Raw genomic sequence first — 23,319 nt, forward strand, 5'->3', positions numbered from 1 at the left:
CCACCTGGGTGTCGTTCGTAGTCGTGATGACAATATGGCACTCAGTACCCTCTGTAAAGGTACGCAGTGCCAAAAGTGCCTCTCCGGTGCTACGTTTCGCCGCATGAGCGAGGCACGAGGACCCGAGAAGAAGGCACCCATGCGGGAGGTGCTCGCACAGGCGGCCTTCCAGCTCTTCCTGGAGCGGGGCTTCGAGCGGACGACCGTGGACGACATCGTGGCGCGGGCCGGCGTGGGCCGGCGCTCGTTCTTCCGCTACTTCCCGTCCAAGGAGGACGCGGTCTTCCCGGACCATGAGCGGTGCCTCGCCGAGATGACCGAGTTCCTCGCCGCCGTCGACGACGGCGATCCGGTGGGCGCGGTGTGCGACGCCGCGCGGATCGTGCTGCGGATGTACGCGGCCAACCCCGAGTTCTCCGTGCAGCGTTACCGCCTCACCCGGGAAGTGCCGGGACTGCGGACGTACGAACTCTCCGTGGTGCGCCGCTATGAGCAGACCCTCGCCGGTCATCTGCGGGGCCGGTTCGGCGAGGGCGGTGACGGGGAACTGCGGGCCGAGGTGATCGCTGCGTCCGTGGTCGCCGCGCACAACAACGGGCTGCGGCTGTGGCTGCGTTCGGGCGGTGCGGGGGACCCCGAGGTGGCCGTCGATCATGCGCTCGCCCTGGTGCGCGAGGTGTGGGCCAGGCCCGCCGACTCCCTTCCCGTCGCCCCCTTTCCCGTCTCCGGTGGCGGTGAGGTGATCGTGATGGTCGCGCAGAAGGGCACCCCGATGTGGCGCGTCGTGCAGCAGATCGAGGCCGCCGTCGGCGAGAACTGAGTATCAATGGGCACTCAGTGCCTTTACTGTCCGGCACTGAGTGCCATATGGTGCGGACGCGCCGGCAGTGCAGGTGCGGCGCGTCCGAGTCGAGCGCAGGGGGTCGAGCCGTGTCCCAGACAGGAATGGGCACCGTCCAGAAGGCGCACGAGGAGTGCGGCCTCTCCTACCACCGCTGCCGCTGGTGCGGCACCGCCTCGTTCCGGCGGTTGCTGTGCCCGGTGTGCGCGTCGAGCGAACTGGAGTCTGAACGCACCACCGGCCACGGCGTGGTCGTCCGGACCGCCGTGGTCCACCGCTACACCGAGGCGGCGCGCAACGAGTCCCTGGTGCGGTTCTCCGAGGGGTTCGTCTTCCGCTGCCAGATCGTGGGGGCGGCCCCGCACCTGGTGACGGTCGGCGCGCGCGTGCGGCCCGTCTCCGGGGACGAGCCGGAGACGGGCGCGGTCGTGCTGGAACTCTGCGAGCCGCCCGCACGGCGGGACTGGGTCTGAACGGGCGGGGCCTGAAGCCCCGTCCCGCCCGTCAGCCGAGCCGGTTGAGCAGTTCGGCGGCCAACAGCGCGGACGAGGCCGGATTCTGACCAGTGATCAGATTACGGTCGGTGATGATGAACGGGGCCCAGGGCTCGCCCTCCTGGAAGTCCGCGCCCAGCTCCACCAGCCGGTCCTGGAGCAGCCACTTGGCCTTCTCCGCGAGGCCCGCCTGGGTCTCCTCGGCGTTGGTGAAGCCGGTCAGCCGGTACCCGGCGAACGCGTTCGCTCCGTCGGGGCCGGTCGCGGCCAGCAGCGCGGCCGGGCCGTGGCAGACGACGCCGAGCGGCTTGCCCGAGGCCAGCGTGTCGGCGAGCAGCCGGCCGGAGGCCTCGTTCACCGCGAGGTCCTCCATGGGGCCGTGGCCGCCGGGGTAGAAGACCGCGTCGTACGCGTCCAGGTCCACGTCCTCCAGTGCGACGGGCCGCCGCAGCTCCTCGAACCCGTCCAGCGCGGCGGCGACCCGGTCGGCCCCTTCCTGGCCGCCGTTGAATTCGGGAGCCAGGCTGCCTCGGTCCACGGTCGGGACGACGCCGCCCGGGGTGGCGACGATCACCTCGTGACCGGCGGCGGTGATGGTCTCGTACGGGGTCACGGCCTCCTCGGCCCAGAACCCCGTGGGGTGCTTCGTGCCGTCCGCCAGGGTCCAGTGGTCCGCGCCGGTCACCACGAAAAGGATCTTTGCCATGTCGTACGTCTCCGTAGATCGAGAGGAAGTGCGGGATCGAGAGGGAGTGCGGGGGAGTCCCGGTAAGGGCTGACTCATGCGACCGTAGGACGGATCACCCATAGGTTTCCAATAGGCTGGCAGCTATGAGAAATAAGGATCCTGATGGGTCCCCGGGGCTGGGCCGGACGGCGGACGCGCACTCGGACCACTCGGACACCGGCGCGCGGTCGGCCGGTCCGGCCGATCTGAATCTGCTGCGGACCTTCCTCACCGTGCACCGGTCGGGGTCCTTCACCGCCGCCGCCCGGCTGCTCGGCCTCTCCCAGCCCACGGTCACCGCCCAGATGCGCACCCTGGAGCGGCAGGTGGGCCGGGAACTGTTCGAGCGGCTGCCGCGCGGGGTCGCCCCGTCGGCGTACGCGGACGAGCTGGCGGCCCGGATCGTCGCCCCGCTGGACACCCTGGCCGAGGTCACGGGTGACGCGGTCCCCGCCGGTGAGCGGCCGGCCGCCCCCGTCCACCTGGCGGGCCCCGCCGAGCTGATGTGCCTGCGGGTGCTGCCCGCCCTGGCCCCGCTGATCGCGGACGGCCTGCTGCTGCGCGCCGCGACCGGGCTCACCGATCCGCTCCTGGACGAGCTGCGGGCCGGCCGCCATGACCTGGTCATCGCGACCACCCGGCCGCGTGGCCGGGCGCTGTCGGCGGTGCCGCTGATGGACGAGGAGTTCGTCCTGACGGCCGCCCCGCACTGGGCCGCCCGGACCGGGGGAGCGGAGCGCATCGCCGCGGAGGGGCCGGGCGTGCTGCACGGCCTGCCGCTGGTCACGTACGCCGAGGACCTGCCCATCGCCCGCCGCTACTGGCGCCATGTCTTCGGCCGCCGCCTCGACCGCCGGGCCGCCGTCACCGTGCCCGACCTGCGCGGCGTGCTCGCCGCCGTGGTGGCGGGGGCGGGCTTCACGGTGCTGCCGCGCTACCTCTGCGAGGACGAACTGGCCTCCGGTGCGCTCGTGGAGCTGTACGCCCCCGAGGACCCGCCGATCAACACCGCGTACCTGGTGCAGCGCCCGGGCTCCGCGGTCAACCCTCAGGTGGCGCGGGTGCGCGATCTGCTGATCGGGGCCGCCCGCGCGTGGTGAAGGACCGTCGCTCCCGGGGCCGCCGTTCCCGGTCCCCGGTGCGCGGCGGCCGGTCGGCGACGGCGAAGAGGGCGTGCAGCAGGACGGCGGCGAGTGTTCCCGCGACGACCCCGGACCCCAGGAGGGTCCGGATCCAGCCCGGGAAGCCGTCGTAGAGGGTCGGGGCGACGATCGGCAGCAGTCCCACGGCCAGCGCGAGCGCCGCGATCATGGAGTGGTTCCGCTCGGTCAGATCGGACCGGGCGAGCATCTGGACGCCCATGACGGCGATGACCGCGTAGACGACGAGGGCGGAACCCCCGACCACGGCGGGCGGCAGGCCGGCGACCGCACGGGACAGCGGGGAGAGGAGCCCCACGGCGACGAGGAGGACACCCGCCGCCGCCGTCACGAAGCGGCTGCGGACCCCGGTGAGCCGGCTGATGCCGATGTTCTCGGAGCTGGTCACCATCAGCGAAGCGCCCAGCGTTCCGGCGAAGAGCGACATCAGCGCGTCGGCGCGCGCGACCTTCGGTACGTCACGGCCGGGGTCGGGCTGCCGCCCCGAAGTCTCACTGTTGAGGACGGTCTGGCCGGTGATCTCGGCGAGCGTACTGAGGCTGAAGACGAGCAGCGGCAGCGCGGCGAGGATGTCGAACCGCGGTGTCCCGTACGGGAACAGGGCGGGGAGCGAGAACCCGCTGCCCGGGGCCGGATCGAAGGCGCCGAGCCCGCTGACCACCGCGACGGCGGTGCCCGCCGCCATGCCGATGAGCACCGCGCTCTGCCGCCACACACCGCGCAGGAAGAGATACGCCGTCAGTGTGACCGCCACGGTGATGCCCGCCAGGACGACCGAGGCGCGGGCCGCGTTCCCGGTCGGTCCGGTGATCAGCTGCGCGGCCACCCGCACCATGGCGATGCCGATCAGCAGGACCGTCACGCCCATCACGAGCGGCGGGAAGAGCCGCACGATCCGGCCGTACAGCGGGACCACCGCCAGCAGCAGAGCGGCCGCGAGAAGGACCGAGCCGCTGGCGACGGCCGGGCTGTGATCGGCGGAGATCTGGATGAACAGCGCGGTGGCGGCCCCGCCCGGCAGCATGACGAACGGCAGCCGGGCACCGACGTTCGCGACGCCGAGCGACTGGAGCAGCGATCCGGCGCCGCACAGGACGAGGACCGCACTGAGCACCGAAGCCGTCTCCGCCGGGCTCAGACGCAGGGCGGTGGCCGTCAGGAAGACGGTCGACACGGGGGCGGCGGCCATCGCGAGGACATGCTGGAGCGCGAGCGGGACCAGCCGGCCGATGGGGACCCGTTCGTCGGCGGGAGCGATCGTCGTCGTCACCGGCCGGTCCCCAGCCAGGGCAGCTCCTCGGCCGCGTAACGGTAGGCCCGGAAGACCGCGTTCGGCTCGGCGGGGAACAGGCCGCGGACCTCGGCCTCCTCGTAGCCGCCGAAGTGCGGGACGACGTACTCCCACACCAGGATGCCCTCGGCGGTGACCTCGAACAGCCGGCCCGCCGGTGAGTCGGTCACCAGCGTGTTCCCGTTCGGGAGACGTTGGGCCGCTCCCATGAAGGGCGCGAAGAAGGACTCCCGGGCGGGGTCGTGGTACTCCCACGCGATGGTTCCGGCCCGGTCGATCTCGATCACCCGGGAGTACGGCACGTCGTGCCCCGGGCGGAAGACGCCGTTGTCGAAGACGAGCAGATTGCCGTTCGGCAGTTCGGTGGGGTGGTGCTGCTGGGAGACGGTGCCCGGCGCGGTGCGCCACAGGATCTCTCCGGTCGCGCGGCTGATGACGACGACCGCCGAGACGCTGCGCAGGCTGGCGAGGATGTTGCCGTCCGCCAGCGGCGCGACCGAGTTGATGAGCGGCCAGTGCTCCCGCGCGTAGTCCGGATGCAGGGCGAACGTCTCCCGGTCGAGCTGCTCGCGGGCGCTCCACGACCACACCTCCCGCCCCTCGGCGTCCACCTGCTTGATGGTGTCCGCCCACACGGTGCTGCCCGCCGCCTCCGAACCGGGCACCCCGCCGCGCACCCCGTCGGCCTCCGGGCCGGTGAGCGGTTCGAGCGCGGTGTAGAGGATGGAGCCGTCGTCCAGGTGGTGCGCGTCGTGGTGCTGGAGCGGGTCGCGGTACTCGCGCAGGGCCGTGCCGTCGGGGGCGTACACGCCGAGGACCCCGCCGCGGTACTTGTGCCACATCGGGAAGAGCGCCTCCTCGCCGGGCAGCACCCCGTTGTACGCGAGATTCCCGCCGGGGAGGATCCGGGCGTGCCGGCCGGGCCGGTACGGCAGCCGCCAGGTGTGCACGTCCTCGCCGCGCAGATCGATCAGATGCACCGCGCCGCCCCCGGTGAGCGGGGCGAAGAGCGTGTAGCCCTCGAAGGCCTTCTCGGCGTCGAGAGCGATGAGACCGGTGCCGCGGCGGCGGCGCTGATTCTGGTCGACGGTGGACACAACAACCTCGCTTCAAAGTTTCTTTGATGGAGTCGAACTGCTTTGAAGCTAGAGGTGAAGTGTGTCGGCGGTGTGACAGGAGTACGAAACCTCCCGTGCCCCTGCGTAAGGTGACTGGTCCGGGGAGGAGACACGATCATGAGCGACACGCGGGCGAACGGCGAAGGGCGGTCGGGCACCGGACAGCCGAGCGCCGGACAGTCCGGCTCCGGACCGTCGGGCTCCGGACTCGGCAACGCCGTGCGCCAGCGCCGACGGGCCCTCGATCTGACGCTGGCCGCGGTCGCCGAACGCAGCGGCCTCTCGGTGCCGTTCCTCAGCCAGATCGAGAACGAGCGGGCGCGGCCCAGCATGCGTTCGCTCCAGCGCATCGCCGACGGCCTGCGGACCACCGCCGTCGAGCTCCTGGCCGCCTCCAGCGCCACGGACCGGTCCGTCGACGTCGTCCGGGCCAAGGACGACACCGGACTCGCCGCCGACACCGGCGTGCGCCCCCTCGTCCGCGGCAACCACCAGATGCACGCCCTGGAGTTCACCGGCGCCCAGCACGCCGACCGTGAATTCCTGCACGGCAACGACGAGTTGATGTACGTGGCCGACGGCACGGCCGAGGTCGAGGCGGACGGCCGCACCTACCGGCTGGAGCACGGCGACACGCTCTACCTCACCGGCGGCGTGCGACACCGCTGGCGTGCGACCAGCCCCGGCACCCGCGTCCTCCTGGTCTCCGTCTCGGCCCACGGCCCCGGCAGCTGAGGACCGGGCCCGCACCCTTTCAGCCCGTCCGGCGGTTGAGGACGGAAGCCTGGGGTGGGCGGGCCCGCAGTCGGCAGGGCCCCGAGGCACAGGACCCCTACGAGCGCGCCGAACACCCCCGTAAAGGTTCCGTCCTCGAACGCCGGACGGGCTGGGTGGGTGGCCGCCTCGCCGGCCGATCGTGATTGGGTGGAGCCATGATCGATGACTTCCTGTACGGGACCGCCGGGCACACCGGAACGCCGGCCGACGTCGAGGCGGCCGTGCGCGCCGCCGCCGCGGCCGAGATCATGCCCCGCCATCGGAAGCTCGCCGCCCACGAGATCATCGAGAAGAGCGGCCCGCACGACCTCGTCACCGCCGCCGACCGGCTCGCCGAGGAACACCTCACCGCCGCCCTCACCAAGCTGCTGCCCGGCTCGGTCGTCGTCGGCGAGGAGGCCGTGCACGCCGACCCGGCGGTCTACGAAGCCCTCGGCGGCGACGCCCCGGTCTGGATCGTCGACCCGGTCGACGGCACCCGCCAGTTCGTCCGGGGCGAGGCCGGCTTCTGCACCCTGGTCGCCCTCGCCCACCACGGCGAGGTCCACGCCTCCTGGACGTACGCCCCGGTCCTGGGAGAGATGGCCGTCGCCGTACGCGGCCGGGGCGCCACGCTGAACGGGACGCCGATACGCTCCGGCTCGCCCGCCCCCGGCGCCGTGCTCGACGTGGCGATGTCGCATCCCGACTACACCACCGACGCCCAGAAGCGGGCCCTGCTCGGCCTGCGCACCGAAGGCATCGCCCCCCGCCCCTGCGGCTCCGCCGGGCTCGAATATCTCGCCGTCGCCCGCGGCGCCCAGGACGCCGTCGCCTTCAACTGGGAGCTGGCCTGGGACCACGCGGCGGGCCTCCTCCTGGTCACCGAGGCGGGCGGCGCCCAGGCCACCCTGTCCGGCGCCCCGTACCGGATCACCGGCGGCAACGACCTGCCCTTCACGGCGGCCCGCGACGGGGCCACCGTCCAGCGCGTCCTGGCCGCCCTGCGGGCGGGCGGCTGACCCGCCGCCCGACCCGCCCCGGGGTACCCGCGTCCGCACGGCCGGCGGACCCGAATATCCTGGGTCTCCGCCCGCCGGCCGACGAAGGAGTCCCCAGGTGCCCTCGATGCTCGATGCGGTCGTCGTGGGGGCCGGGCCCAACGGGCTGACCGCCGCGGCCGAACTGGCCCGCAGGGGCTTCGCGGTGGAGGTCCACGAGGCCCACGACACCGTCGGTGGCGGCGCCCGAACCGAGGAGCTGACGCTGCCGGGGTTCCGGCACGACCCCTGCTCCGCCGTGCACCCCCTCGGGATCGGTTCGCCCGCGTTCCGGGCGATGCCCCTGGCCCGGCACGGCCTGGAGTGGCTGCACCCCGAGGTCGACCTCGCCCACCCCTTCCCGGACGGCACGGCCGCCGCGCTCACCCGCTCCGTCGGCGAGAGCGCGATGACGCTGGGCCCCGCCGACGCGGGCGCTTACCGCCGCCTGGTCGCCCCCTTCGTCGGCCGCTGGGACACCCTGGCCGCCGACTTCCTGCGCACCCCCTGGGACGGGCTGCCCCGCGACCCGTACCGGCTGGCCCGCTTCGGTCTGCTCGGCCTCCAGCCCGCCACCTGGGTCTCCCGCCGCTTCCAGGGCGAGAAGGCGCGCGCCCTCTTCGCCGGGCTCGCCGCCCACGCCATAGCTCCCACCAGCGGCTTCGCCACCTCGGCGATCGCCCTCGTCTTCGCGCTCGCCGCCCACGAGAACGGCTGGCCGGTGCCGCGCGGCGGCTCCCAGGCCATCTCGGACGCCCTCGCCTCCTACCTCCGCGAACAGGGCGGCACCATCCGCACCGGCAGCGAGGTCAGGCGGCTGGACGAACTCCCGCCCGCCCGCGCCTACATCTTCGACACCTCGCCCTCCGCGCTCGCCCGCATCGCCGGCCTCGGCTCCGCCTACGGCCACTACCGCTACGGCGCCTCCGCATTCAAGATCGACTACGCGCTGTCCGGCCCCGTCCCCTGGACCGCGTCCGAGGCCCGCCGCGCCGGCACCGTCCACATCGGGCCCGACGCCGGGACCATCGACACGGCACTGCGGGCCGCCGTCGAGGGCCGCGACCCCAGCGTCCCCTTCCTCATCACCGCCCAGCCGAGCCTCACCGACCCCTCCCGGGCCCCCGAAGGACGCCATGTCTTCTGGGTGTACGGACACGTCCCGGCCGGCTGGCAGGGCGACGCCACCGACGTCATCGAACGCCAACTGGAGCGCTTCGCCCCCGGGTTCCGCGATCTGGTCCTCGCCCGCGCGATCTCCGGCCCGCCCCAACTCGCCGAGCGCAACGCCAATTACGTCGGCGGCGACATCGCGTGCGGAGCCTTCTCGGGCCTGCAGACCCTCATCCGCCCCAAGCTCGCCCGCGTCCCGTACGCCACCGCGCACCCGGCGGTCTTCCTCTGCTCCTCGGCCACCCCGCCCGGCCCCGGTGTGCACGGCATGTCCGGCCACCACGCCGCCAAGGCCGTATGGCGACGGCTGCGGGCCTCCTGAACGGGCAGGGCGGGCCTGTGCGGCTCGGCTAGCGAGGAGCCCAACGCCGTTGGGCGGCACCGCCGATGTGGTTGCCGAGCACGGTTCCCACACCGATGGCGGCCGTGGTGACGAACGCCAGCACCGCGTAACCGCCCGCCCCGGGGACGTGCAGCCCGTACTGCAGCAGGCTGCGGTAGACGTCCGGCCCCGGCAGCAGTGCCCCCGCGATACCGGGCACCACCAGTGACCGCGAGGGGATCCGCAGGAGCGGCGCCACGGCGCCGGCCGCCGCACCGAGCACCGCCGCCGCCCCCAGGACCGCCAGCGGGGTCGGCTGCCCCAGCTCCTGGTGGAGCACGCCGTTGACCAGGCCGGCCAGCACTCCCGCGCCCATCGCCCACGGCAGCAGACGGGGCGGCCCGCCCATGAAGATCGCGTTGCCCAGCGCCCCGACGGCCGAGGTCACCAGGGACAGCACCAACGGCAGCGCGCGGAAAGCCGTGTTGCGGGCGTCCACGTCGGCGTCCCGCAGCAGGAACGCCACCAGCGAGATCCCGCCGACCATCGACGCCAGGAACATGGCCACGCTGATCAGCCGCCCCGCGGCCATCGCCCGGAACCCCGAGATGGCGTCCTCCGCGAGGCTCACCACCGACAGGATTGGCAGGAGCAGCACCATGTTGGCCGCGGCCACGCTCGCCGCCTCGCCCCCGGTCAGTGCATGCGCGTCGGCCAGCAGCATCGTCAGCCCGATGACGGCGGAGGTCTGGAGCCCGGTGACGTAGAACGAGGGCAGCCCGTTGGTGCCCAGCGCCCAGCCGAAGCGGTTGCCCACCAGGAACACCACGGTCGAGACGGCCGCCGCCTTCGGCGTCCCCGACGCGAGCACGCAGAGCATGGCCGCCAGCAGCGCCCCGCCCAGCACCGTGGTCCACCAGGGCCAGTAGCCCTTCAGTGAGATGACGCGAGTCAGTTCGCGCTCGGCGTCCGGCGGCCGCAGGTCCTCGTCCAGCACCCGGTGGGTCAGCGCGCTCAGATCGTCCAGCTGACGCAGATCGCGGCTGTCCTCCGAACCCGTCTCCATCATCATCGTCAGCGGGCGGGCGCCGGGCGGCGCGTACTGGGCCTGGATGGTCCGTGCGGTGACGTCGACGGTCATGTGGTCCATGCCCCGGTGCGCGGTGAGCGCGACGATCGACGACTCGATGGCCCGGGTCTCCGCCCCCGCGAGGAACAACTCCCGCCCGTGGCGCAGCGCGAACCGCATACAGGCGACGGCCGTGCGCTCGTCCACGTCGTGCGGCTCGGGGAAGGCGTACCCCTCGAACTCCGTTCCGTACAGCCGGTCCAGCAGCGTCGACTCGTTGTCCCGCAACCGGGCCAGTTGCTTGCGCCGGGCCCGGCGTCCGGCCAGGAACGTGGTGCCGGACGCGTCGTCTGAGGACACGGGCGCGCCCCTCCCCTGAGTAGCCACCGCCGACAGCGCGGAGATCAGTGATGTGGTGATGTACCGGGACATTCTGCCCCTTGGGTGGTCGGCCCGACGGCAGCGGAACACCGCGCGTCACCGCACGGCGGCGACCCGGTGCGGTTCGCGCGGGCCGGTCCGCCGGACCGGGCGGCGAAGGCCCCCGGCGCGCGGCATGATGTCCGCATGAGCACCTCTGTCTCCCCCGCCGTACGTCTGGTCCGCGGCGACATCACCGACCAGTCCGTCGACGTCATCGTCAACGCGGCGAACTCCTCGCTGCTCGGCGGCGGCGGAGTCGACGGCGCCATCCACCGGCGCGGCGGCCCCGACATCCTCGCCGCCTGCCGTGAACTGCGCGCCTCGCACTACGGAAAGGGGCTGCCCACCGGACAGGCCGTCGCCACGACCGCCGGGCGCCTCGACGCGCAGTGGATCGTGCACACGGTCGGTCCGGTCTTCTCCGGGGCCCAGGACCGCTCCGCCCTGCTCGCCTCCTGCTACCGCGAATCCCTGCGCCTGGCAGCGGAGTTGGGGGCCAAGTCGATCGCGTTCCCGGCGATCTCCACCGGCATCTACGGCTGGCCGATGGACGACGGGGCCCGGATCGCCGTACGCACGGTCCTGGCGGAGACCGTGGAGCCGGTCGAGGAGGTGCGCTTCGTGCTCTTCGACGCGCACGCGTACGTGGAGTTCGAGGAAGTCCTCGCGATGCGCGGCTGAGGAGGCTCCCGAGGCGGCTCCGGCACCGCGATGCCCATGTCGGATTTCCGCCAGCCAGGCCCCTGACCGGTGCACCATCCTGGAACCATGCACACCGACACCGAGCGTTGCGTGCGGGCCGTCCAGTCCAAGGACGCCCGCTTCGACGGCTGGTTCTTCACCGCGGTCCTGACCACCCGGATCTACTGCCGCCCCAGCTGCCCCGTCGTGCCGCCCAAGGTCACCAACATGACCTTCTACCCCAGCGCCGCCGCCTGCCAGCAGGCCGGATTCCGGGCCTGCAAGCGGTGCCGCCCCGACACCAGCCCCGGTTCCCCCGAGTGGAACGCCCGCGCCGACTCGGTCGCCCGCGCCATGCGCCTGATCCGGGACGGGGTCGTCGACCGCGAGGGTGTGCCCGGGCTCGCCTCCCGGCTCGGCTACTCCGCCCGCCAGATCGAACGCCAGCTGCTGGCCGAGCTGGGCGCGGGCCCGCTGGCCCTGGCCCGCGCCCAGCGGGCGCAGACCGCCCGCCTGCTCATCGAGACGACCGCGCTGCCCATGGCCCAGGTCGCCTTCGCCGCCGGCTTCTCCTCGATCCGCACGTTCAACGAGACGGTCCGCGAGGTCTTCGGCCTGGCCCCCGGCGAACTGCGCACCCGAGCCGCCCGGGGCCCCCGGGCCACCGCCGTACCGGGCGTCATCGCGTTGCGCCTCCCGTACCGGGCCCCGCTCAACCCCAGCAACCTCTTCGGCCACCTCGCCGCGACCGCCGTCCCCGGCGTCGAGGAGTGGCGCGACGGCGCGTACCGGCGCACCCTCACCCTCCCGTACGGGCACGGCGTCGTCGCCCTCAGCCCGGCGCCCGACCACATCGCCTGCCGGCTCTCCCTCACCGACCCCCGCGACCTCACCCGGGCCATCAGCCGCTGCCGCTGGCTCCTCGACCTGGACGCGGACCCGGTCGCCGTCGACGCCCAGCTGCGCACCGACCCACTGATCGCCCCGCTGGTCGACGCGGGCCCCGGCCGCCGGGTGCCCCGCACCGTGGACGGCGCGGAGTTCGCCGTACGCGCGGTGCTCGGCCAGCAGGTCTCCACCGCCGCTGCCCGGACCCACGCGGCCCGGCTGGTCACCGCCCACGGCGTCCCGGTCGAGGACCCCGAGGGCGGCCTGACCCACCTCTTCCCGACTCCGGAGGCGCTGGCGGACCTCGACCCGGAGGCCCTGGCCCTGCCGCGCACCCGCCGCACGACCCTCACCACGCTCGTCGCCGCCCTCGCGGAGGACCGGCTGCGGCTCGACACCGACACCGACTGGGAGCGGGCCCGCGCCGAGCTGACCGCCCTGCCCGGCTTCGGCCCCTGGACGGTCGAGTCCATCGCGATGCGGGCACTCGGCGACCCCGACGCCTTCCTCCCCGGCGACCTCGGCATCCGCCGGGCGGCCGAACGGCTCGGCCTGCCGGCCACCCCCGCCGCCCTCACCGCACGGGCCGCCGGCTGGCGCCCCTGGCGGGCGTACGCCGTGCAGTATCTCTGGACGGTGGACGACCACCCCATCAACCACCTCCCCGCCTGAAGGAGCCCCCCATGACCGCCACGACCCCCATGACCCCCATGACCCCCATGACCGGCGTGACCACCGCCAAGCAGCACACGGTCGTCGACAGCCCCTACGGCCCGCTGACACTCGTCGCCACCGACGGCGTCCTCTCCGCCCTCTACATGACCGACCAGCGCCACCGCCCACCCGAGGAGACCTTCGGCGTACCGGACCCGGAGCCCTTCGACGAGGTGATCCGACAGCTCACGGAGTACTTCGCCGGCGACCGCACCGCCTTCGACCTCCCGCTCGACCTGCACGGCACCCCGTTCCAGCGGAGCGTGTGGGCGGAGCTGCTGAAGATCCCGTACGGCGAGACCCGTACGTACGGCGAACTCGCCGAGGAACTCGGCAAGCCGGGCGCCTCACGGGCGGTCGGCCTGGCCAACGGCAAGAACCCGGTCGGGATCATCGTGCCGTGCCACCGGGTGATCGGAGCCTCCGGCAGCCTCACCGGATACGGCGGCGGCCTGGACCGCAAGCAGCGGCTGCTCGTGTTCGAGAGCGGCGGTACGGGGGACGGGGTGCAGGCCCTGTTCTGAGCGCGGGCGGGGGCGTACCAACACCGGAACGCCCCCGCCCCGCCGCGCACCGCGCACCGTCCTCAGCCGGTGAAGATCTCCACGGCCGTCCAGACGGCGAGCCCCAGCATGCAGATCCCGCCGATGCGCTGCACGGTCTTCAGCGGTACGCGCTTCGCGATGAACTTCCCCGCGAGCAGCGCCAGGGCCGACACGGACATCAGGGCGGCGGCCGAACCGATCGCCGTGGACCAGGCGCCGTTGCTCGCCGCGAGGTTGGCGGTGGTGATCTGCGTCAGGTCGCCCCACTCGCTGATGAAGACCGCCATGAACGCGGTCGAGTAGACCGGCCAGAAGCCGGTCACGGTCTTCACCTCGGTCTCCTCGTCGTCCCCGCCGCTGCCGCGCAGCAGGAGGAACGCGCCGAGCGCGAAGAGCGAGGCCGAGACGAGCTTGACGATCCAGTCGGGCAGCAGGCCGATGAGGCCGCCCGCGCCCACGGCGATGGCGACGTGCACGATGAACGCGGACGACGTCCCGAACCACACATAGAGCGGCCGCATCCGCGTGCCCATGGCCAGCGACGCGAACATCGTCTTGTCGGGGAGCTCCGCGAGGAAGATCAGCCCGAAGGCGGTGATGATCGCCAGAGGGTCGAGGTGCATTCCGGGTGGCTTTCTGTTCGAGCCGGGCCCCGGATCTTCGCGAAGCGCCGCTCGGGCTTTTCGGAGGACCACTCGGCCCGGCATGACGGCAGCGCCCACAGGACGTGGACGTGTCATACAGGACCGAAGGTCTCGCCCGCCCGTGGAGATCCCTTCGGCAGGACTCACGAGCCCGGCCACCGGGAACCCGAAGGCTCCAGTATGTCGACGACCGGTTTGCGGGGCTACTCCCCTTCGCAGCCGTCAACACTACCCCACCCGGCCGGCCGGGGGCGCTGGTGTTCGAACCGTGAGCGCGTCGGTAGAGTCGTGATGATCACCCGTGCCACCGGTGGTCCCACTCCACATCACCCACCGCGACGGGAAGTGCCCCCATGAGCCGCCGCCCCCGCAAGGACGTACCCGCCCAGGGCGTGCCCCGGCCCACCGTCAGCGTCTGCCGGGGCTGCTGCTGCGGCACCGAGAAGATCCCGGGCGTCGACCACGCGGCCCAGCTGGCCCGGCTGCGCTCCGGCCTGGAGGGCGCCGCCACCGTACGGGCGGTCGAGTGCCTGGACGCCTGCGAGCAGGGCAACGTCATCGTCGTGCAGCCCTCCGCCGAGGGCCGCCGCGCCGGGGGCCGGCCGGTCTGGCTGGGCCTGGTCAACGACGAGCACGCCGAGCAGGACATCGTGACCTGGGCGGCGGCGGGCGGCCCGGGCCTCGCGGACGCCCCGGACATCCTCGACCTGTACGTCTTCAAGCCCTCGCGCCGGGTCTCGGCGGGCCTGGACGGCTGAGGCCGGCATCCCCCCACCGGGCCCGGTCAGGCGTCCTGGCCGCTCAGCCCCGCCAGCAGCTTCGGCAGCGAGACGCCGATCGGCTCCCGGACGATCTCGTCGGCGAGTTCGTCGTACGGGGTCGGCTCCGCGTTCACCACGACCAGCCGGGCCCCGTGCTCGGCCGCGATCCCGGCCAGCGAAGCGGCGGGCTGCACCTGAAGCGTCGTACCGACCGCCACGAACACCTCGCACGCCTTGGCGATCGCCATCGCATCGGCCAGCACCCGTGGGTCCAGCCGCTCGCCGAACATCACCGTCGCCGACTTCAGGATCCCGCCGCAGCCCGTGCACGCCGGATCGGCCTCGCCCGCCTCGACCCGCTCCAGGGCCGAGGCCATCGAGGAACGGGCGTGGCAGCGCGTGCAGACCACCCGGTGCGCGGTGCCGTGGAGTTCGAGGACCTTGCGGTCGGGCAGACCGGCCCGCTGGTGCAGCCCGTCGATGTTCTGCGTGATCACCCGGACCGGTACGCCGGACCGCTCCAGCTCCGCGACCGCCCGGTGGGCGGCGTTCGGCTCGGCCTTCAGGAGGTCGGCATCGCGGCGCATCAGCCACGAGCGGCGGCGGATGGCCGGATCGGCCAGGTAGAAGTCGTACGTGACGAGCTTCTCGGCCTCCGGATCCGTGCGCCACACCCCGTTGGGCCCCCGGTAGTCGGGGATGCCGGAGTCGGTGGAGATGCCGGCACCGCTGAGGATCGCGACGAGAGTCATGGGGACGAGCCTAGAGAAGCGAAAACCCGGCGCGCGAGCACAATTCGCCGGTATAAGGTCCGCGCAGGTCAAGCCCGACGCCCAGCAGGGCCGACCCGCCCGCGGATCTTCCCGCCCTGCCCCTACGCGACCGGCTCGCCGTCCTCCAGCTCCACCGCACCGCCGCCGGACGCCAGGGCCGCCAGCGCCGCCCGAACCCGGTGGCGGAGCGCGCCCAGCAGGAAGCCGTCCAGATCGGCGGGTGCCACCAGCCGCCAGGAGAGCAGCTCCTCCTCCTGGAGCCGGATCGCCGCCAGCCGATCGGCGGTGAGCACACCGCCGTCGTACACGTACGCCACGATCGGCGGCCGGCCGGCGCCCCGCACCCAGTCCACGGCGAGCAGCCGTCCCGGAGCCACGTCGAGGCCGATCTCCTCCGCCGTCTCGCGCCGGGCGCCCTGCCGGGGGCCCTCGCCCGCCTCCGACTCGACGGTCCCGCCGGGCAGCGCCCAGCCCTCTCGGTAGTTCGGCTCGACGAGCAGGACCCGCCCGTCCACGTCACGGAAGAGCGAGGCGGCACCGGCCAGGACCCGGGGGAGTCCGGCGATGTACGCGGCGTAGCCGGGATCGGGAGTCGTCACGGCCGACAGCGTAGTGGGGACCGTGCGGCCCACGGGCCGGACCGCACGGCCGTGGACGGTCATGGGCAGATCAGGGGTCCTGCGGATAGGGTCGGGGCGGCGCGACTGCCTGTTCGAAAGCAAGGGATGCAAGGTGACGGACGGAGCAGCAATGGAGACCGCCCGCGTGCTCGTCGCGGCGGACAAGTTCAAGGGCTCGCTCACGGCCGTACAGGTCGCGGAGCGGGTGACGGCCGGGCTGCGGCGCGTCGTCCCCGGCGTACGGGTGGAGACCCTGCCGGTCGCGGACGGCGGCGACGGCACGGTCGCGGCGGCGGTGGCCGCCGGATTCGAGCGCCGGGAGGCGCGGGTGACCGGGCCCCTCGGGGACCCGGTGACGGCGGCGTACGCGCTGCGCGGGTCCACCGCCGTGGTGGAGATGGCCGAGGCCTCGGGCCTCCAGCTCCTGCCCGACGGGGTGTTCGCCCCGCTCACGGCCACCACGTACGGCTCGGGCGAACTGCTGCTGGCCGCCCTGGAGGCGGGGGCCACGACGATCGTCTTCGGGGTCGGCGGAAGTGCCACGACGGACGGCGGCGCGGGCATGCTCGCCGCGCTCGGAGCCCGCTTCCTGGACGCGGACGGCAAGCCCGTCGGCCCCGGCGGCGGCCCCCTCGCCGAGCTGGCCGAGGCCGATCTGACCGGGCTCGACCCGCGCCTGGCGGACGTCGACCTGGTCCTGGCCAGCGACGTGGACAACCCGCTGACGGGGCCCAAGGGCGCCCCCGAGGTGTACGGCCGGCAGAAGGGCGCGAGCGAGGAGGACATCGCGGTCCTCGACGCGGCCCTGACGCACTTCGCCTCGGTCCTGGGGCCGGAGACGGCGGCCCTGCCCGGCGCGGGCGCGGCCGGAGGCATCGGCTACGGGGCGCTCGTCGCCCTCGGCGCCCGCTTCCGCCCCGGCATCGAGGTCATGCTCGACGTGCTCGGCTTCGCCCCGGCGCTCGCCCGGGCCACCCTGGTCATCACGGGCGAGGGCTCGCTGGACGAGCAGACGCTGCACGGCAAGGCCCCGGCCGGGGTCGCCGCCGCCGCCCGCGCGGCCGGGATCGAGGTCGTCGCGGTCTGCGGCCGGCTCGCCCTGCCCCCGGAGGCCCTGGAGAAGGCGGGCATCCGCCGCGCCTACGCCCTGGCCGAGCTGGAACCGGACCCGGCCGTGTCCATGGCCCAGGCCGGGCCGCTGCTGGAGCGGGCGGCGGAGTCGATCGCCCGGGACTTCCTGCGGAGCTGACGCGGAGCGCCGTACGGAGTGAACGGCGGGAGGGGCCCGGGGACAGACACCGGGCCCCTCCGGCACGTCGTGGCCCCGCGCCCGCGCACCTCACGCCGGGCCGGACGACAGCCTCAGCACGTCCAGCGCCAGCACCAGGTCGACCAGCTCGCGCGGCCGTGACAGCGAGCGCGCGGTCAGCCGCTCCAGCCGCCGCAGCCGGTTGAACACCGTGTTGCGGTGGCACCGCAGCCGTACCGCGGCCCGCCCCACCGAACCCCCGCACTCCAGCCACGCCTCCAGCGTCCCCACCAGCACCGCACGCTCCGCCGGAACCAGCGCCAGCAGCGGACCGAACACCTCCGCGAGGAGCCGGGCGGACAGTTCCGGCCGGCTCACCAGCAGGGCCGCCGGCAGCCGTTCGTCGAGCCGTACGACCTCCCGGGCGCCGGGCGCACACGTCAGCAGCGCCGTGCCCGCGAGCCGCCGTGCCGCGCCCAGCTCCGCCAGCGAGCCCACCACCGGGCTCATGCCCCCCGGGCCCGCCCCACGCTCCCCGAGCCGTGCCACCGCCCCGGCCGGGCCCGCCGCACCCAGCAGCACCACCGCGACGTCCCCGCCCGCCCCGTCCCGGCCCTCGTCCCCGGAGCCGCACCAGCACCAGCGCGTCCCGTCCGCGTCCAGGACCTCCACGTCGGGGTCCTCCGCCACCGCGGCCGCCGGCACGGGCGCGCCCAGCACCACCACCGCGTAACGCCCCCGCTCCGGCAGCCCCAGGCCGTGCGCCGCGCGCTCCACCAGGTCCGGCAGGTCCCCGCCCGCCAGCAGCGGGCCGAGCAGCGCCCCGTACCGCGTCCCACACCGCATCCGCCGCTCCGTCCCCGGGTCCGGCACCTGATGACCGATGAGGATGCCACCGGCCGTACGGGCGGGCGCCCGCCCGTCACCGCGTCTGTGCACGTGCACAACGAGGCCCTTCGTTCGCTGGTCGCCCGCATCGAGTCGGTCCCGCGCCGTGGACGCGCGTCCCGCCCGGTGCTGGTCTGTGGCACCACCCCCACCGACCCAGCACGGCAGATGAGCACTCCAGACCAGCACGACAGACCAGTACGACACGACAAGGCGGAAGGAGGAGGACGCATGGCAACGCTAGAGATCCGCGGGCTGTCCGTCGGCTACGGCCCGGTCCGGGCACTGCGCGACATCTCCGTCGATGTGCCGGACGGCGGGATCACCGCCGTACTCGGCGGCAACGGCGCGGGCAAGACCACGCTGCTGCGGGCCGTGTCGCGGACCCTCGGCTTCCACCGCGGGACGGGCACCGGCACCATCCGGTTCGACGGCCGCCCCCTGGAAGGGCTGCGGCCCGCCCAGGTGGTGGCCGCCGGAGTGGTCCAGGTACCGGAGGGCCGGCAGGTCTTCGCCCGGATGACGGTGGCCGACAACCTGCGGGCGGGCGCCCTCGGGGCACGCGGCGGGCGCAAGGAGACGAGCGCCGCCCTGGCCCGGGTGCACGAGCTGTTCCCGGTGCTCGCCGACCGCGCGCACCAGCGCGCCGGACTGCTGTCCGGCGGCGAGCAGCAGATGCTGGCGATGGGCCGCGCCCTGATGGCGGGGCCCCGGCTGCTCCTGCTCGACGAGCCCTCGCTCGGCCTCGCCCCGCTGATGGCGGCCAGGATCGCCGAGACCGTCCAGGAGATCAACGCGACCGGCACCTCCGTCATGCTCGTCGAGCAGAACGCGGCCATCGCCCTGCGGCTCGCCTCCACGGCGTACGTCCTCGACGTCGGCGAGGTCGCCCTGTCCGGGCCCGCCGACGAACTCGCCGCCTCCGACGAGGTGCGCCGCCGCTACCTCGGCGTCGTCGACGAGGACGCGGCCGCGGACACCGACCCGGCCGCCCGGACCCGCCGCACCCTGAGCAGGTGGTCGGCGTGACCACCACCGCAACGGCCGCCGCGCACACCACGGACGCCCTCGCCGTCGAGGACGTCACCGTCCGCTTCTCCGGGCTCACCGCCCTGGACGGCGTCTCCTTCACCGTCGAACCCGGCAGTGTGCACGCCGTCATCGGGCCCAACGGCGCGGGCAAGTCCACCTGCTTCAACGTGCTGTCCGGCGTCTACCGCGCCACCTCCGGACACGTCCGCCTCGGCGACACCGAACTCACCGGACTCCCGCCGCACGCCATCGCGGACCTCGGGGTCGCACGCACCTTCCAGAACCTGGCGCTGCCCCCGCACGCGACCGTCGCCGACAGCCTCCTGCTCGGCCGCCACCGGCTGACCCGCTCCGGGTTCGTCGCCACCGGCCTGCGGCTGCCCTCCGCCGCCCGCGAGGAACGACGCCACCGCGACCGGGTCCACGAGATCGCCGCGTTCATCGGCCTGGACAAGGAGCTGGAGCGCCCGGCGGGATCGCTGCCGTACGGGCAGCAGAAGCTCGTCGAACTCGGCCGCGCCCTGTGCATGGAGCCGAAGGTCCTGCTGCTGGACGAGCCGATCGCCGGGATGACGGCGGACGAGCGCCGCCGTACCGCCGCCGTCGTGGCCGACGTACGCGACAGCCTCGGCATCTCCATCGTGCTGGTCGAGCACGACATGGGCGTGGTGATGCGGCTCGCGGACGCGGTGACCGTACTCGACTTCGGACGACGGATCGCCGGGGGCACTCCCGCCGAGGTCCAGAACGACCCGGCCGTCGTCCAGGCCTACTTGGGAGCACCTCAATGACCACGTTCGTCGAACTCCTCCTCGGCGGCCTGTCGATCGGCTCGGTGTACGCACTCATCGCGCTCGGGTTCGTCGTCATCTTCAAGGCCACCGAGGTGGTCAACTTCGCCCACGCGTCCCTGCTGTTGGCGGGCGGCTACGTCACCGCCGTGCTCCACGACGACATCGGGTTCTGGCCCGCGCTGCTCGTCGGGATCGCGGGCGCGGCATCCGTCGGGGCGGCCATCGAGTTCTTCGTGATGCGCCGCTACCGGGGCAGCGACCACAGCGTCCTGGCCATCGTCACCATCGGCGTCGACATCCTCCTGATCACCGAACTCACCCGCCGGATGGGCACGGACGTGCTCGCCCTCGGAGACCCCTGGGGCAACGAGGTCGTCCACATCGGGGGCATCACCCTCGCCCAGACCCGGATCGCCGCGTTCCTCGCCGCCGGGCTGCTGATCACGGTGTTCCTGCTCGCCTTCCGCTACACCTCGTGGGGCGTGTCGATGCGGGCCGCCGCCGAGAACCCGCAGACGGCGGCGCTCATGGGCATCAAGCTGGGACGGGTGTCGCTGGCCGCCTGGGCGGTCGCCGGAGCCCTCGCCGCCGTCGCCGCCCTCTTCCTCACCGTGTTCCCGACCCCGGGCCTGGAGCGCGCCACCTCGCTCGCCGCGCTCAAGGCGTTCCCCGCCGCGATCCTCGGCGGCCTCGACTCCACCACCGGGGCGCTCGCCGGCGGACTCATCGTCGGCGTCACCGAGTCGCTCGCCACCGGCTACCAGAGCGACCTCTCCTTCCTCGGCCGGGGCATCGGCGATCTGGCGCCCTACCTGGTGATGGTGGCGGTCCTGCTCATCCGGCCCGCGGGACTCTTCGGCACGAAGGAGCTGGCCCGTGTCTGACACCACCGCCGAAGCCGCCCCCGAAGCCCCCGCCGCACGCGGCGGCCGCGCGGACAGCCTCACCGACCGGCTGCGCCGGCCCCGTACGTACGCCGTCCTCGCCGGCTCCCTCCTGCTCCTCGTCCTCCCCTTCTACCTGGACCGCTTCTGGCTCCAGGCCGGACTGTTCGCGATGGCGGCCGCGATCGGCGCCATCGGGCTGAACATGCTCACCGGCGCCACCGGGCAGCTCTCCATGGGCCACGCCTTCTTCCTCGCCGTCGGCGCGTACGGCTACTGCGTCCTGGCGGGGGAGAGCAGCACGGAGAACGGGCACACGCTGACCGGACTCGGACTGCCCACCTGGCTGGCCGCGATCCTCGCCGTGCTGCTCGCCGGAGCGGCGGGCGGGCTCTTCAGCCCCATCGCCGGCCGGCTGCGCGGCGCGTACCTCGGCATCGCGACGCTCGCGCTGATCTTCATCGGGCAGCACGTCCTGTTCAACGCGGGCTCGCTGACCGGCGGTTACAACGGCCGGGCCGTCCCGCCGCTGTCGCTGTTCGGCTTCACCTTCGACGACAGCGAACTCGTCGTCGCCGCCGTGCCGTTCGGCTCCTCGGAGAAGCTCTGGTACGCGGGCCTGGCCGCGCTCCTGCTGAGCGCCCTGTTCGCCCGGGGCGTGCTGCGCGGCCGGCCCGGACGGGCCATGAACGCCATCCGCGACCACCGGATCGCCGCCGGGGTGATGGGCGTGCCGGTGGCCCGCTACCGGGCCGGCGTCTTCGTCCTGTCCTCGATGTACGCGGGCCTCGCGGGCGTCCTGCTCGCCCTGGTCTTCCAGCGGACCGTGCCCGAGTACTTCGGCATGATCCTGTCCCTCGAATACCTCGCCATGATCGTCATCGGCGGGCTCGGCAGCGTCGCGGGCGCCGTGATCGGCGCGGCGTTCGTCTCCCTGCTCCCGCAGGTGTTCACGCACTACAGCGACTCCCTGCCGCTGGTCTCCGCCCCCGGTACGGGCGGTCTGGCACCCGGTGAGGCGTCCCGCTATCTGTACGGCGCCGCGGTGGTCGCGGTGGTCCTGTTCCTGCCCGGCGGCCTCGCCCGCCTCGGCCTCGCCCGTACGAAGAAGCCGAAGGCTCCGAAGAATTCAGGGGAGAAGTCATGAACAAACTGAGAGTGCTCACGGCCGTGGTCGCGACCCTCGCCGTCACCCTCGTCGGGTGCAGCGGCAAGGCGACCGACGGAAAGGAGACCAAGGAGAGCGAGGGCGGCATCAAGACCGGCCCCGGGGTCTCCTCCTCGACGATCTCCCTCGGCGTGCTGACCGACATGACCGGCGTCTACGCCTCGCTCGGCAAGAGCGTCACCCAGGCGCAGCAGCTGTGGGTCAAGCAGACCAACGACGCGGGCGGCATCTGCGACCGGAAGATCGAACTGACGGTCCGCGACCACGGATACGACCCGCAGAAGGCGATCGCCGCGTACACCGAGCTGGAGCCGAAGGTGGCGGGCTTCGCCCAGTTCATCGGCTCCCCGTTCGTCGCCGCCGTCGAGCAGCGCATCGACGGCCAGGACAAGGGCCTCGTCCTGCCGCAGGCCTGGTCGGCGAACCTGCTGGGCTCCCCGTACATCCGGGTCATCGGCGCCACGTACGACGTCGAGACGATCAACCTGATCGACTACCTCCTCGCCGAGAAGCGCATCACGAAGGGCGACAAGATCGGTCACGTCTACTTCGAGGGCGACTACGGCGAGAACGCGCTCGTCGGCTCGAAGCACGCGGCGAAGGAGGCCGGCCTCACCGTCGTCGAGCAGAAGATCAAGCCGACCGACAACGACATGACGGCCCAGGTCGCCGCCCTCAAGCAGGCCGGGGTCAAGGCCGTGATCGTCAGCGCGGGCCCGCGCCAGGCGGCCTCGCTCGTCGGCGTCGCGGCGGCCACCGGCTTCAACGTCCCGGTCGTCGGCAACAACTCGGCGTTCGCCCCGCAGCTGTTGAAGACCCAGGCGGGCCCCGCCCTGCTCAAGGACTACTACGTCGCCTCCTCCACGCTGCCCATCGGCGACCCGGGCGACGGCCCCGCCAAGCTCGCCAAGGAGTACGCCGCCCAGTACCCGAAGGACGTCCTCGACAACGGCGTCGTCGCCGGTTACACATCGGCCTCCGTGTTCGGCGAGGCGCTGTCGAAGGCGTGCGACGACAAGGACCTCACCCGCGAGGGCATCGACAAGGCGCTGCTCACGATCAAGGAGTACGGGACCGAGTTCGGGGTGTCGCACGACTTCTCGGACCCGAAGGCGCCGTCCACCCGGGAGAGCGTCATCATGAAGCCGGACGCCAAGGTCTCCGGCGGCCTGAAGGTGGTCCGGCCGGCCGAGGTCGCCGCGGCGGCCGAGTCCTTCACCCCCGGTTCCTGAGCCAGCCCGGAGGCCTGACGGGGTCCGACGGG

24 protein-coding genes are annotated in these 23,319 nt (G+C 73.3%); 16 read left to right on the forward strand and 8 right to left on the reverse strand.

All coding sequences use genetic code 11. The features are described 5' to 3' along the window. Positions 1-139: 139 nt before the first annotated feature. The gene (locus ACIQPT_RS19055) at positions 140-820 is read left to right on the forward strand and encodes a TetR family transcriptional regulator (RefSeq protein WP_401157154.1); all 681 of its coding nucleotides are present in this window, start codon (positions 140-142) and stop codon (positions 818-820) included. 125 nt (positions 821-945) lie between these two features. Then, positions 946-1,314, forward strand: coding sequence for a Zn-ribbon domain-containing OB-fold protein (locus ACIQPT_RS19060; protein WP_401157155.1), 369 nt, complete (start codon positions 946-948; stop codon positions 1,312-1,314). A gap of 31 nt (positions 1,315-1,345) precedes the next feature. Here ACIQPT_RS19060 and ACIQPT_RS19065 read toward each other — a convergent pair whose 3' ends face one another. Then, entirely contained in the window at positions 1,346-2,041 is a 696-nt protein-coding gene (locus tag ACIQPT_RS19065) for a type 1 glutamine amidotransferase domain-containing protein (protein ID WP_401157046.1), read from the reverse strand. Positions 2,042-2,166: 125 nt separating this feature from the next. On the opposite strand from ACIQPT_RS19065, the gene ACIQPT_RS19070 reads away from it, so the two are divergent. Continuing rightward, a complete protein-coding gene (locus tag ACIQPT_RS19070) occupies positions 2,167-3,162 on the forward strand; it encodes a LysR family transcriptional regulator (protein ID WP_401157047.1) in 996 nt (331 codons plus the stop codon). On the opposite strand, the gene ACIQPT_RS19075 is transcribed toward ACIQPT_RS19070, so the two are convergent. Both ACIQPT_RS19075 and ACIQPT_RS19080 read right to left on the reverse strand, forming a co-directional pair. Continuing rightward, complete coding sequence (locus ACIQPT_RS19075) at positions 3,104-4,492, reverse strand: uracil-xanthine permease family protein (protein ID WP_401157048.1); 1,389 nt, start codon at positions 4,490-4,492, stop codon at positions 3,104-3,106. The two genes, ACIQPT_RS19070 and ACIQPT_RS19075, sit on opposite strands and share 59 nt — an antisense overlap. Further along, positions 4,489-5,610, reverse strand: a complete 1,122-nt coding sequence (locus ACIQPT_RS19080) for an arylsulfotransferase family protein (RefSeq protein WP_401157049.1) — start codon at positions 5,608-5,610, stop codon at positions 4,489-4,491. The genes ACIQPT_RS19075 and ACIQPT_RS19080 overlap by 4 nt, the downstream gene beginning before the upstream one ends. Positions 5,611-5,748: 138 nt before the next feature. On the opposite strand from ACIQPT_RS19080, the gene ACIQPT_RS19085 reads away from it, so the two are divergent. From ACIQPT_RS19085 to ACIQPT_RS19095, 3 genes are all read left to right on the forward strand, one after another. Next, the gene (locus ACIQPT_RS19085) at positions 5,749-6,366 is read left to right on the forward strand and encodes a helix-turn-helix domain-containing protein (RefSeq protein WP_401157050.1); all 618 of its coding nucleotides are present in this window, start codon (positions 5,749-5,751) and stop codon (positions 6,364-6,366) included. A gap of 197 nt (positions 6,367-6,563) precedes the next feature. After that, positions 6,564-7,409, forward strand: a complete 846-nt coding sequence (locus ACIQPT_RS19090; protein ID WP_401157051.1) for an inositol monophosphatase family protein — start codon at positions 6,564-6,566, stop codon at positions 7,407-7,409. Between the two features lie 97 nt (positions 7,410-7,506). Then, the gene (locus tag ACIQPT_RS19095) at positions 7,507-8,922 is read left to right on the forward strand and encodes a phytoene desaturase family protein (protein WP_401157052.1); all 1,416 of its coding nucleotides are present in this window, start codon (positions 7,507-7,509) and stop codon (positions 8,920-8,922) included. Between the two features lie 28 nt (positions 8,923-8,950). On the opposite strand, the gene ACIQPT_RS19100 is transcribed toward ACIQPT_RS19095, so the two are convergent. Next, positions 8,951-10,351, reverse strand: a complete 1,401-nt coding sequence (locus ACIQPT_RS19100) for a threonine/serine exporter family protein (protein WP_401157053.1) — start codon at positions 10,349-10,351, stop codon at positions 8,951-8,953. Between the two features lie 207 nt (positions 10,352-10,558). Here ACIQPT_RS19100 and ACIQPT_RS19105 point away from each other — a divergent pair, with 207 nt between their 5' ends. The 3 genes from ACIQPT_RS19105 to ACIQPT_RS19115 all read left to right on the forward strand — a co-directional run bounded on the left by ACIQPT_RS19105 (position 10,559) and on the right by ACIQPT_RS19115 (position 13,221). Beyond that, positions 10,559-11,095, forward strand: coding sequence for an O-acetyl-ADP-ribose deacetylase (locus tag ACIQPT_RS19105; RefSeq protein ID WP_164620706.1), 537 nt, complete (start codon positions 10,559-10,561; stop codon positions 11,093-11,095). 87 nt (positions 11,096-11,182) lie between these two features. Beyond that, positions 11,183-12,655 carry an AlkA N-terminal domain-containing protein gene (locus tag ACIQPT_RS19110; RefSeq protein WP_401157054.1) on the forward strand — a complete coding sequence of 491 codons (1,473 nt, stop codon included), beginning with the start codon at positions 11,183-11,185 and terminating at the stop codon, positions 12,653-12,655. A 38-nt stretch (positions 12,656-12,693) separates the two neighbouring features. Then, positions 12,694-13,221: a methylated-DNA--[protein]-cysteine S-methyltransferase gene (locus tag ACIQPT_RS19115; RefSeq protein ID WP_401157156.1), complete on the forward strand. Its 528-nt coding sequence runs from the start codon at positions 12,694-12,696 to the stop codon at positions 13,219-13,221. Positions 13,222-13,283: 62 nt separating this feature from the next. Here the strand turns inward: ACIQPT_RS19115 and ACIQPT_RS19120 are convergent, their stop codons facing one another. Continuing rightward, the gene (locus ACIQPT_RS19120; protein ID WP_401157055.1) at positions 13,284-13,865 is read right to left on the reverse strand and encodes a TMEM165/GDT1 family protein; all 582 of its coding nucleotides are present in this window, start codon (positions 13,863-13,865) and stop codon (positions 13,284-13,286) included. A 374-nt stretch (positions 13,866-14,239) separates the two neighbouring features. Between ACIQPT_RS19120 and ACIQPT_RS19125 the strand changes: the two genes are divergently transcribed. Next, positions 14,240-14,644 carry a (2Fe-2S) ferredoxin domain-containing protein gene (locus ACIQPT_RS19125; RefSeq protein WP_401157056.1) on the forward strand — a complete coding sequence of 135 codons (405 nt, stop codon included), beginning with the start codon at positions 14,240-14,242 and terminating at the stop codon, positions 14,642-14,644. 26 nt (positions 14,645-14,670) lie between these two features. Here the strand turns inward: ACIQPT_RS19125 and ACIQPT_RS19130 are convergent, their stop codons facing one another. Then, a complete protein-coding gene (locus ACIQPT_RS19130) occupies positions 14,671-15,399 on the reverse strand; it encodes an SIR2 family NAD-dependent protein deacylase (RefSeq protein WP_401157057.1) in 729 nt (242 codons plus the stop codon). A gap of 122 nt (positions 15,400-15,521) precedes the next feature. After that, positions 15,522-16,019, reverse strand: a complete 498-nt coding sequence (locus tag ACIQPT_RS19135) for an NUDIX domain-containing protein (protein ID WP_401157058.1) — start codon at positions 16,017-16,019, stop codon at positions 15,522-15,524. Between the two features lie 151 nt (positions 16,020-16,170). Between ACIQPT_RS19135 and ACIQPT_RS19140 the strand changes: the two genes are divergently transcribed. Beyond that, positions 16,171-17,289: a glycerate kinase gene (locus tag ACIQPT_RS19140; RefSeq protein WP_401157059.1), complete on the forward strand. Its 1,119-nt coding sequence runs from the start codon at positions 16,171-16,173 to the stop codon at positions 17,287-17,289. Between the two features lie 90 nt (positions 17,290-17,379). Here ACIQPT_RS19140 and ACIQPT_RS19145 read toward each other — a convergent pair whose 3' ends face one another. After that, entirely contained in the window at positions 17,380-18,135 is a 756-nt protein-coding gene (locus ACIQPT_RS19145) for a PucR family transcriptional regulator (RefSeq protein WP_401157157.1), read from the reverse strand. 273 nt (positions 18,136-18,408) lie between these two features. Between ACIQPT_RS19145 and ACIQPT_RS19150 the strand changes: the two genes are divergently transcribed. Genes ACIQPT_RS19150 through ACIQPT_RS19170 form a run of 5 tightly spaced genes read left to right on the forward strand, consistent with a single transcriptional unit; the run spans position 18,409 to position 23,287 of the window. Then, positions 18,409-19,206 carry an ABC transporter ATP-binding protein gene (locus tag ACIQPT_RS19150; protein WP_401157060.1) on the forward strand — a complete coding sequence of 266 codons (798 nt, stop codon included), beginning with the start codon at positions 18,409-18,411 and terminating at the stop codon, positions 19,204-19,206. Continuing rightward, positions 19,203-20,000, forward strand: a complete 798-nt coding sequence (locus ACIQPT_RS19155; protein WP_401157061.1) for an ABC transporter ATP-binding protein — start codon at positions 19,203-19,205, stop codon at positions 19,998-20,000. Before ACIQPT_RS19150 ends, ACIQPT_RS19155 begins: the two co-directional genes overlap by 4 nt. After that, the gene (locus ACIQPT_RS19160; RefSeq protein ID WP_097869724.1) at positions 19,997-20,887 is read left to right on the forward strand and encodes a branched-chain amino acid ABC transporter permease; all 891 of its coding nucleotides are present in this window, start codon (positions 19,997-19,999) and stop codon (positions 20,885-20,887) included. The genes ACIQPT_RS19155 and ACIQPT_RS19160 overlap by 4 nt, the downstream gene beginning before the upstream one ends. Beyond that, entirely contained in the window at positions 20,880-22,034 is a 1,155-nt protein-coding gene (locus ACIQPT_RS19165) for a branched-chain amino acid ABC transporter permease (RefSeq protein ID WP_401157062.1), read from the forward strand. Before ACIQPT_RS19160 ends, ACIQPT_RS19165 begins: the two co-directional genes overlap by 8 nt. Continuing rightward, on the forward strand, positions 22,031-23,287 hold the full coding sequence (locus ACIQPT_RS19170) for an ABC transporter substrate-binding protein (protein ID WP_401157063.1): 1,257 nt from the start codon (positions 22,031-22,033) through the stop codon (positions 23,285-23,287). Before ACIQPT_RS19165 ends, ACIQPT_RS19170 begins: the two co-directional genes overlap by 4 nt. The last annotated feature ends 32 nt before the right edge of the window (positions 23,288-23,319 follow it).

This window comes from Streptomyces sp. NPDC091289 (genome assembly GCF_044757365.1).
In the GTDB taxonomy this organism is placed as follows: Bacteria; Actinomycetota; Actinomycetes; order Streptomycetales; family Streptomycetaceae; genus Streptomyces.

What these genes read in the sequence shown, in the direction of transcription:
- ACIQPT_RS19055 (WP_401157154.1), top strand. Translation starts at nt 140, where the DNA reads ATGCGGGAGGTGCTCGCACAGGCGGCCTTCCAGCTCTTCCTGGAGCGG.
- ACIQPT_RS19060 (WP_401157155.1), top strand. Translation starts at nt 946, where the DNA reads ATGGGCACCGTCCAGAAGGCGCACGAGGAGTGCGGCCTCTCCTACCAC.
- ACIQPT_RS19065 (WP_401157046.1), bottom strand. Translation starts at nt 2,041, where the DNA reads ATGGCAAAGATCCTTTTCGTGGTGACCGGCGCGGACCACTGGACCCTG.
- ACIQPT_RS19070 (WP_401157047.1), top strand. Translation starts at nt 2,167, where the DNA reads ATGAGAAATAAGGATCCTGATGGGTCCCCGGGGCTGGGCCGGACGGCG.
- ACIQPT_RS19085 (WP_401157050.1), top strand. Translation starts at nt 5,749, where the DNA reads ATGAGCGACACGCGGGCGAACGGCGAAGGGCGGTCGGGCACCGGACAG.
- ACIQPT_RS19090 (WP_401157051.1), top strand. Translation starts at nt 6,564, where the DNA reads ATGATCGATGACTTCCTGTACGGGACCGCCGGGCACACCGGAACGCCG.
- ACIQPT_RS19105 (WP_164620706.1), top strand. Translation starts at nt 10,559, where the DNA reads ATGAGCACCTCTGTCTCCCCCGCCGTACGTCTGGTCCGCGGCGACATC.
- ACIQPT_RS19110 (WP_401157054.1), top strand. Translation starts at nt 11,183, where the DNA reads ATGCACACCGACACCGAGCGTTGCGTGCGGGCCGTCCAGTCCAAGGAC.
- ACIQPT_RS19115 (WP_401157156.1), top strand. Translation starts at nt 12,694, where the DNA reads ATGACCCCCATGACCGGCGTGACCACCGCCAAGCAGCACACGGTCGTC.
- ACIQPT_RS19120 (WP_401157055.1), bottom strand. Translation starts at nt 13,865, where the DNA reads ATGCACCTCGACCCTCTGGCGATCATCACCGCCTTCGGGCTGATCTTC.
- ACIQPT_RS19125 (WP_401157056.1), top strand. Translation starts at nt 14,240, where the DNA reads ATGAGCCGCCGCCCCCGCAAGGACGTACCCGCCCAGGGCGTGCCCCGG.
- ACIQPT_RS19130 (WP_401157057.1), bottom strand. Translation starts at nt 15,399, where the DNA reads ATGACTCTCGTCGCGATCCTCAGCGGTGCCGGCATCTCCACCGACTCC.
- ACIQPT_RS19140 (WP_401157059.1), top strand. Translation starts at nt 16,171, where the DNA reads ATGGAGACCGCCCGCGTGCTCGTCGCGGCGGACAAGTTCAAGGGCTCG.
- ACIQPT_RS19145 (WP_401157157.1), bottom strand. Translation starts at nt 18,135, where the DNA reads ATGCGGTGTGGGACGCGGTACGGGGCGCTGCTCGGCCCGCTGCTGGCG.
- ACIQPT_RS19150 (WP_401157060.1), top strand. Translation starts at nt 18,409, where the DNA reads ATGGCAACGCTAGAGATCCGCGGGCTGTCCGTCGGCTACGGCCCGGTC.
- ACIQPT_RS19160 (WP_097869724.1), top strand. Translation starts at nt 19,997, where the DNA reads ATGACCACGTTCGTCGAACTCCTCCTCGGCGGCCTGTCGATCGGCTCG.
- ACIQPT_RS19170 (WP_401157063.1), top strand. Translation starts at nt 22,031, where the DNA reads ATGAACAAACTGAGAGTGCTCACGGCCGTGGTCGCGACCCTCGCCGTC.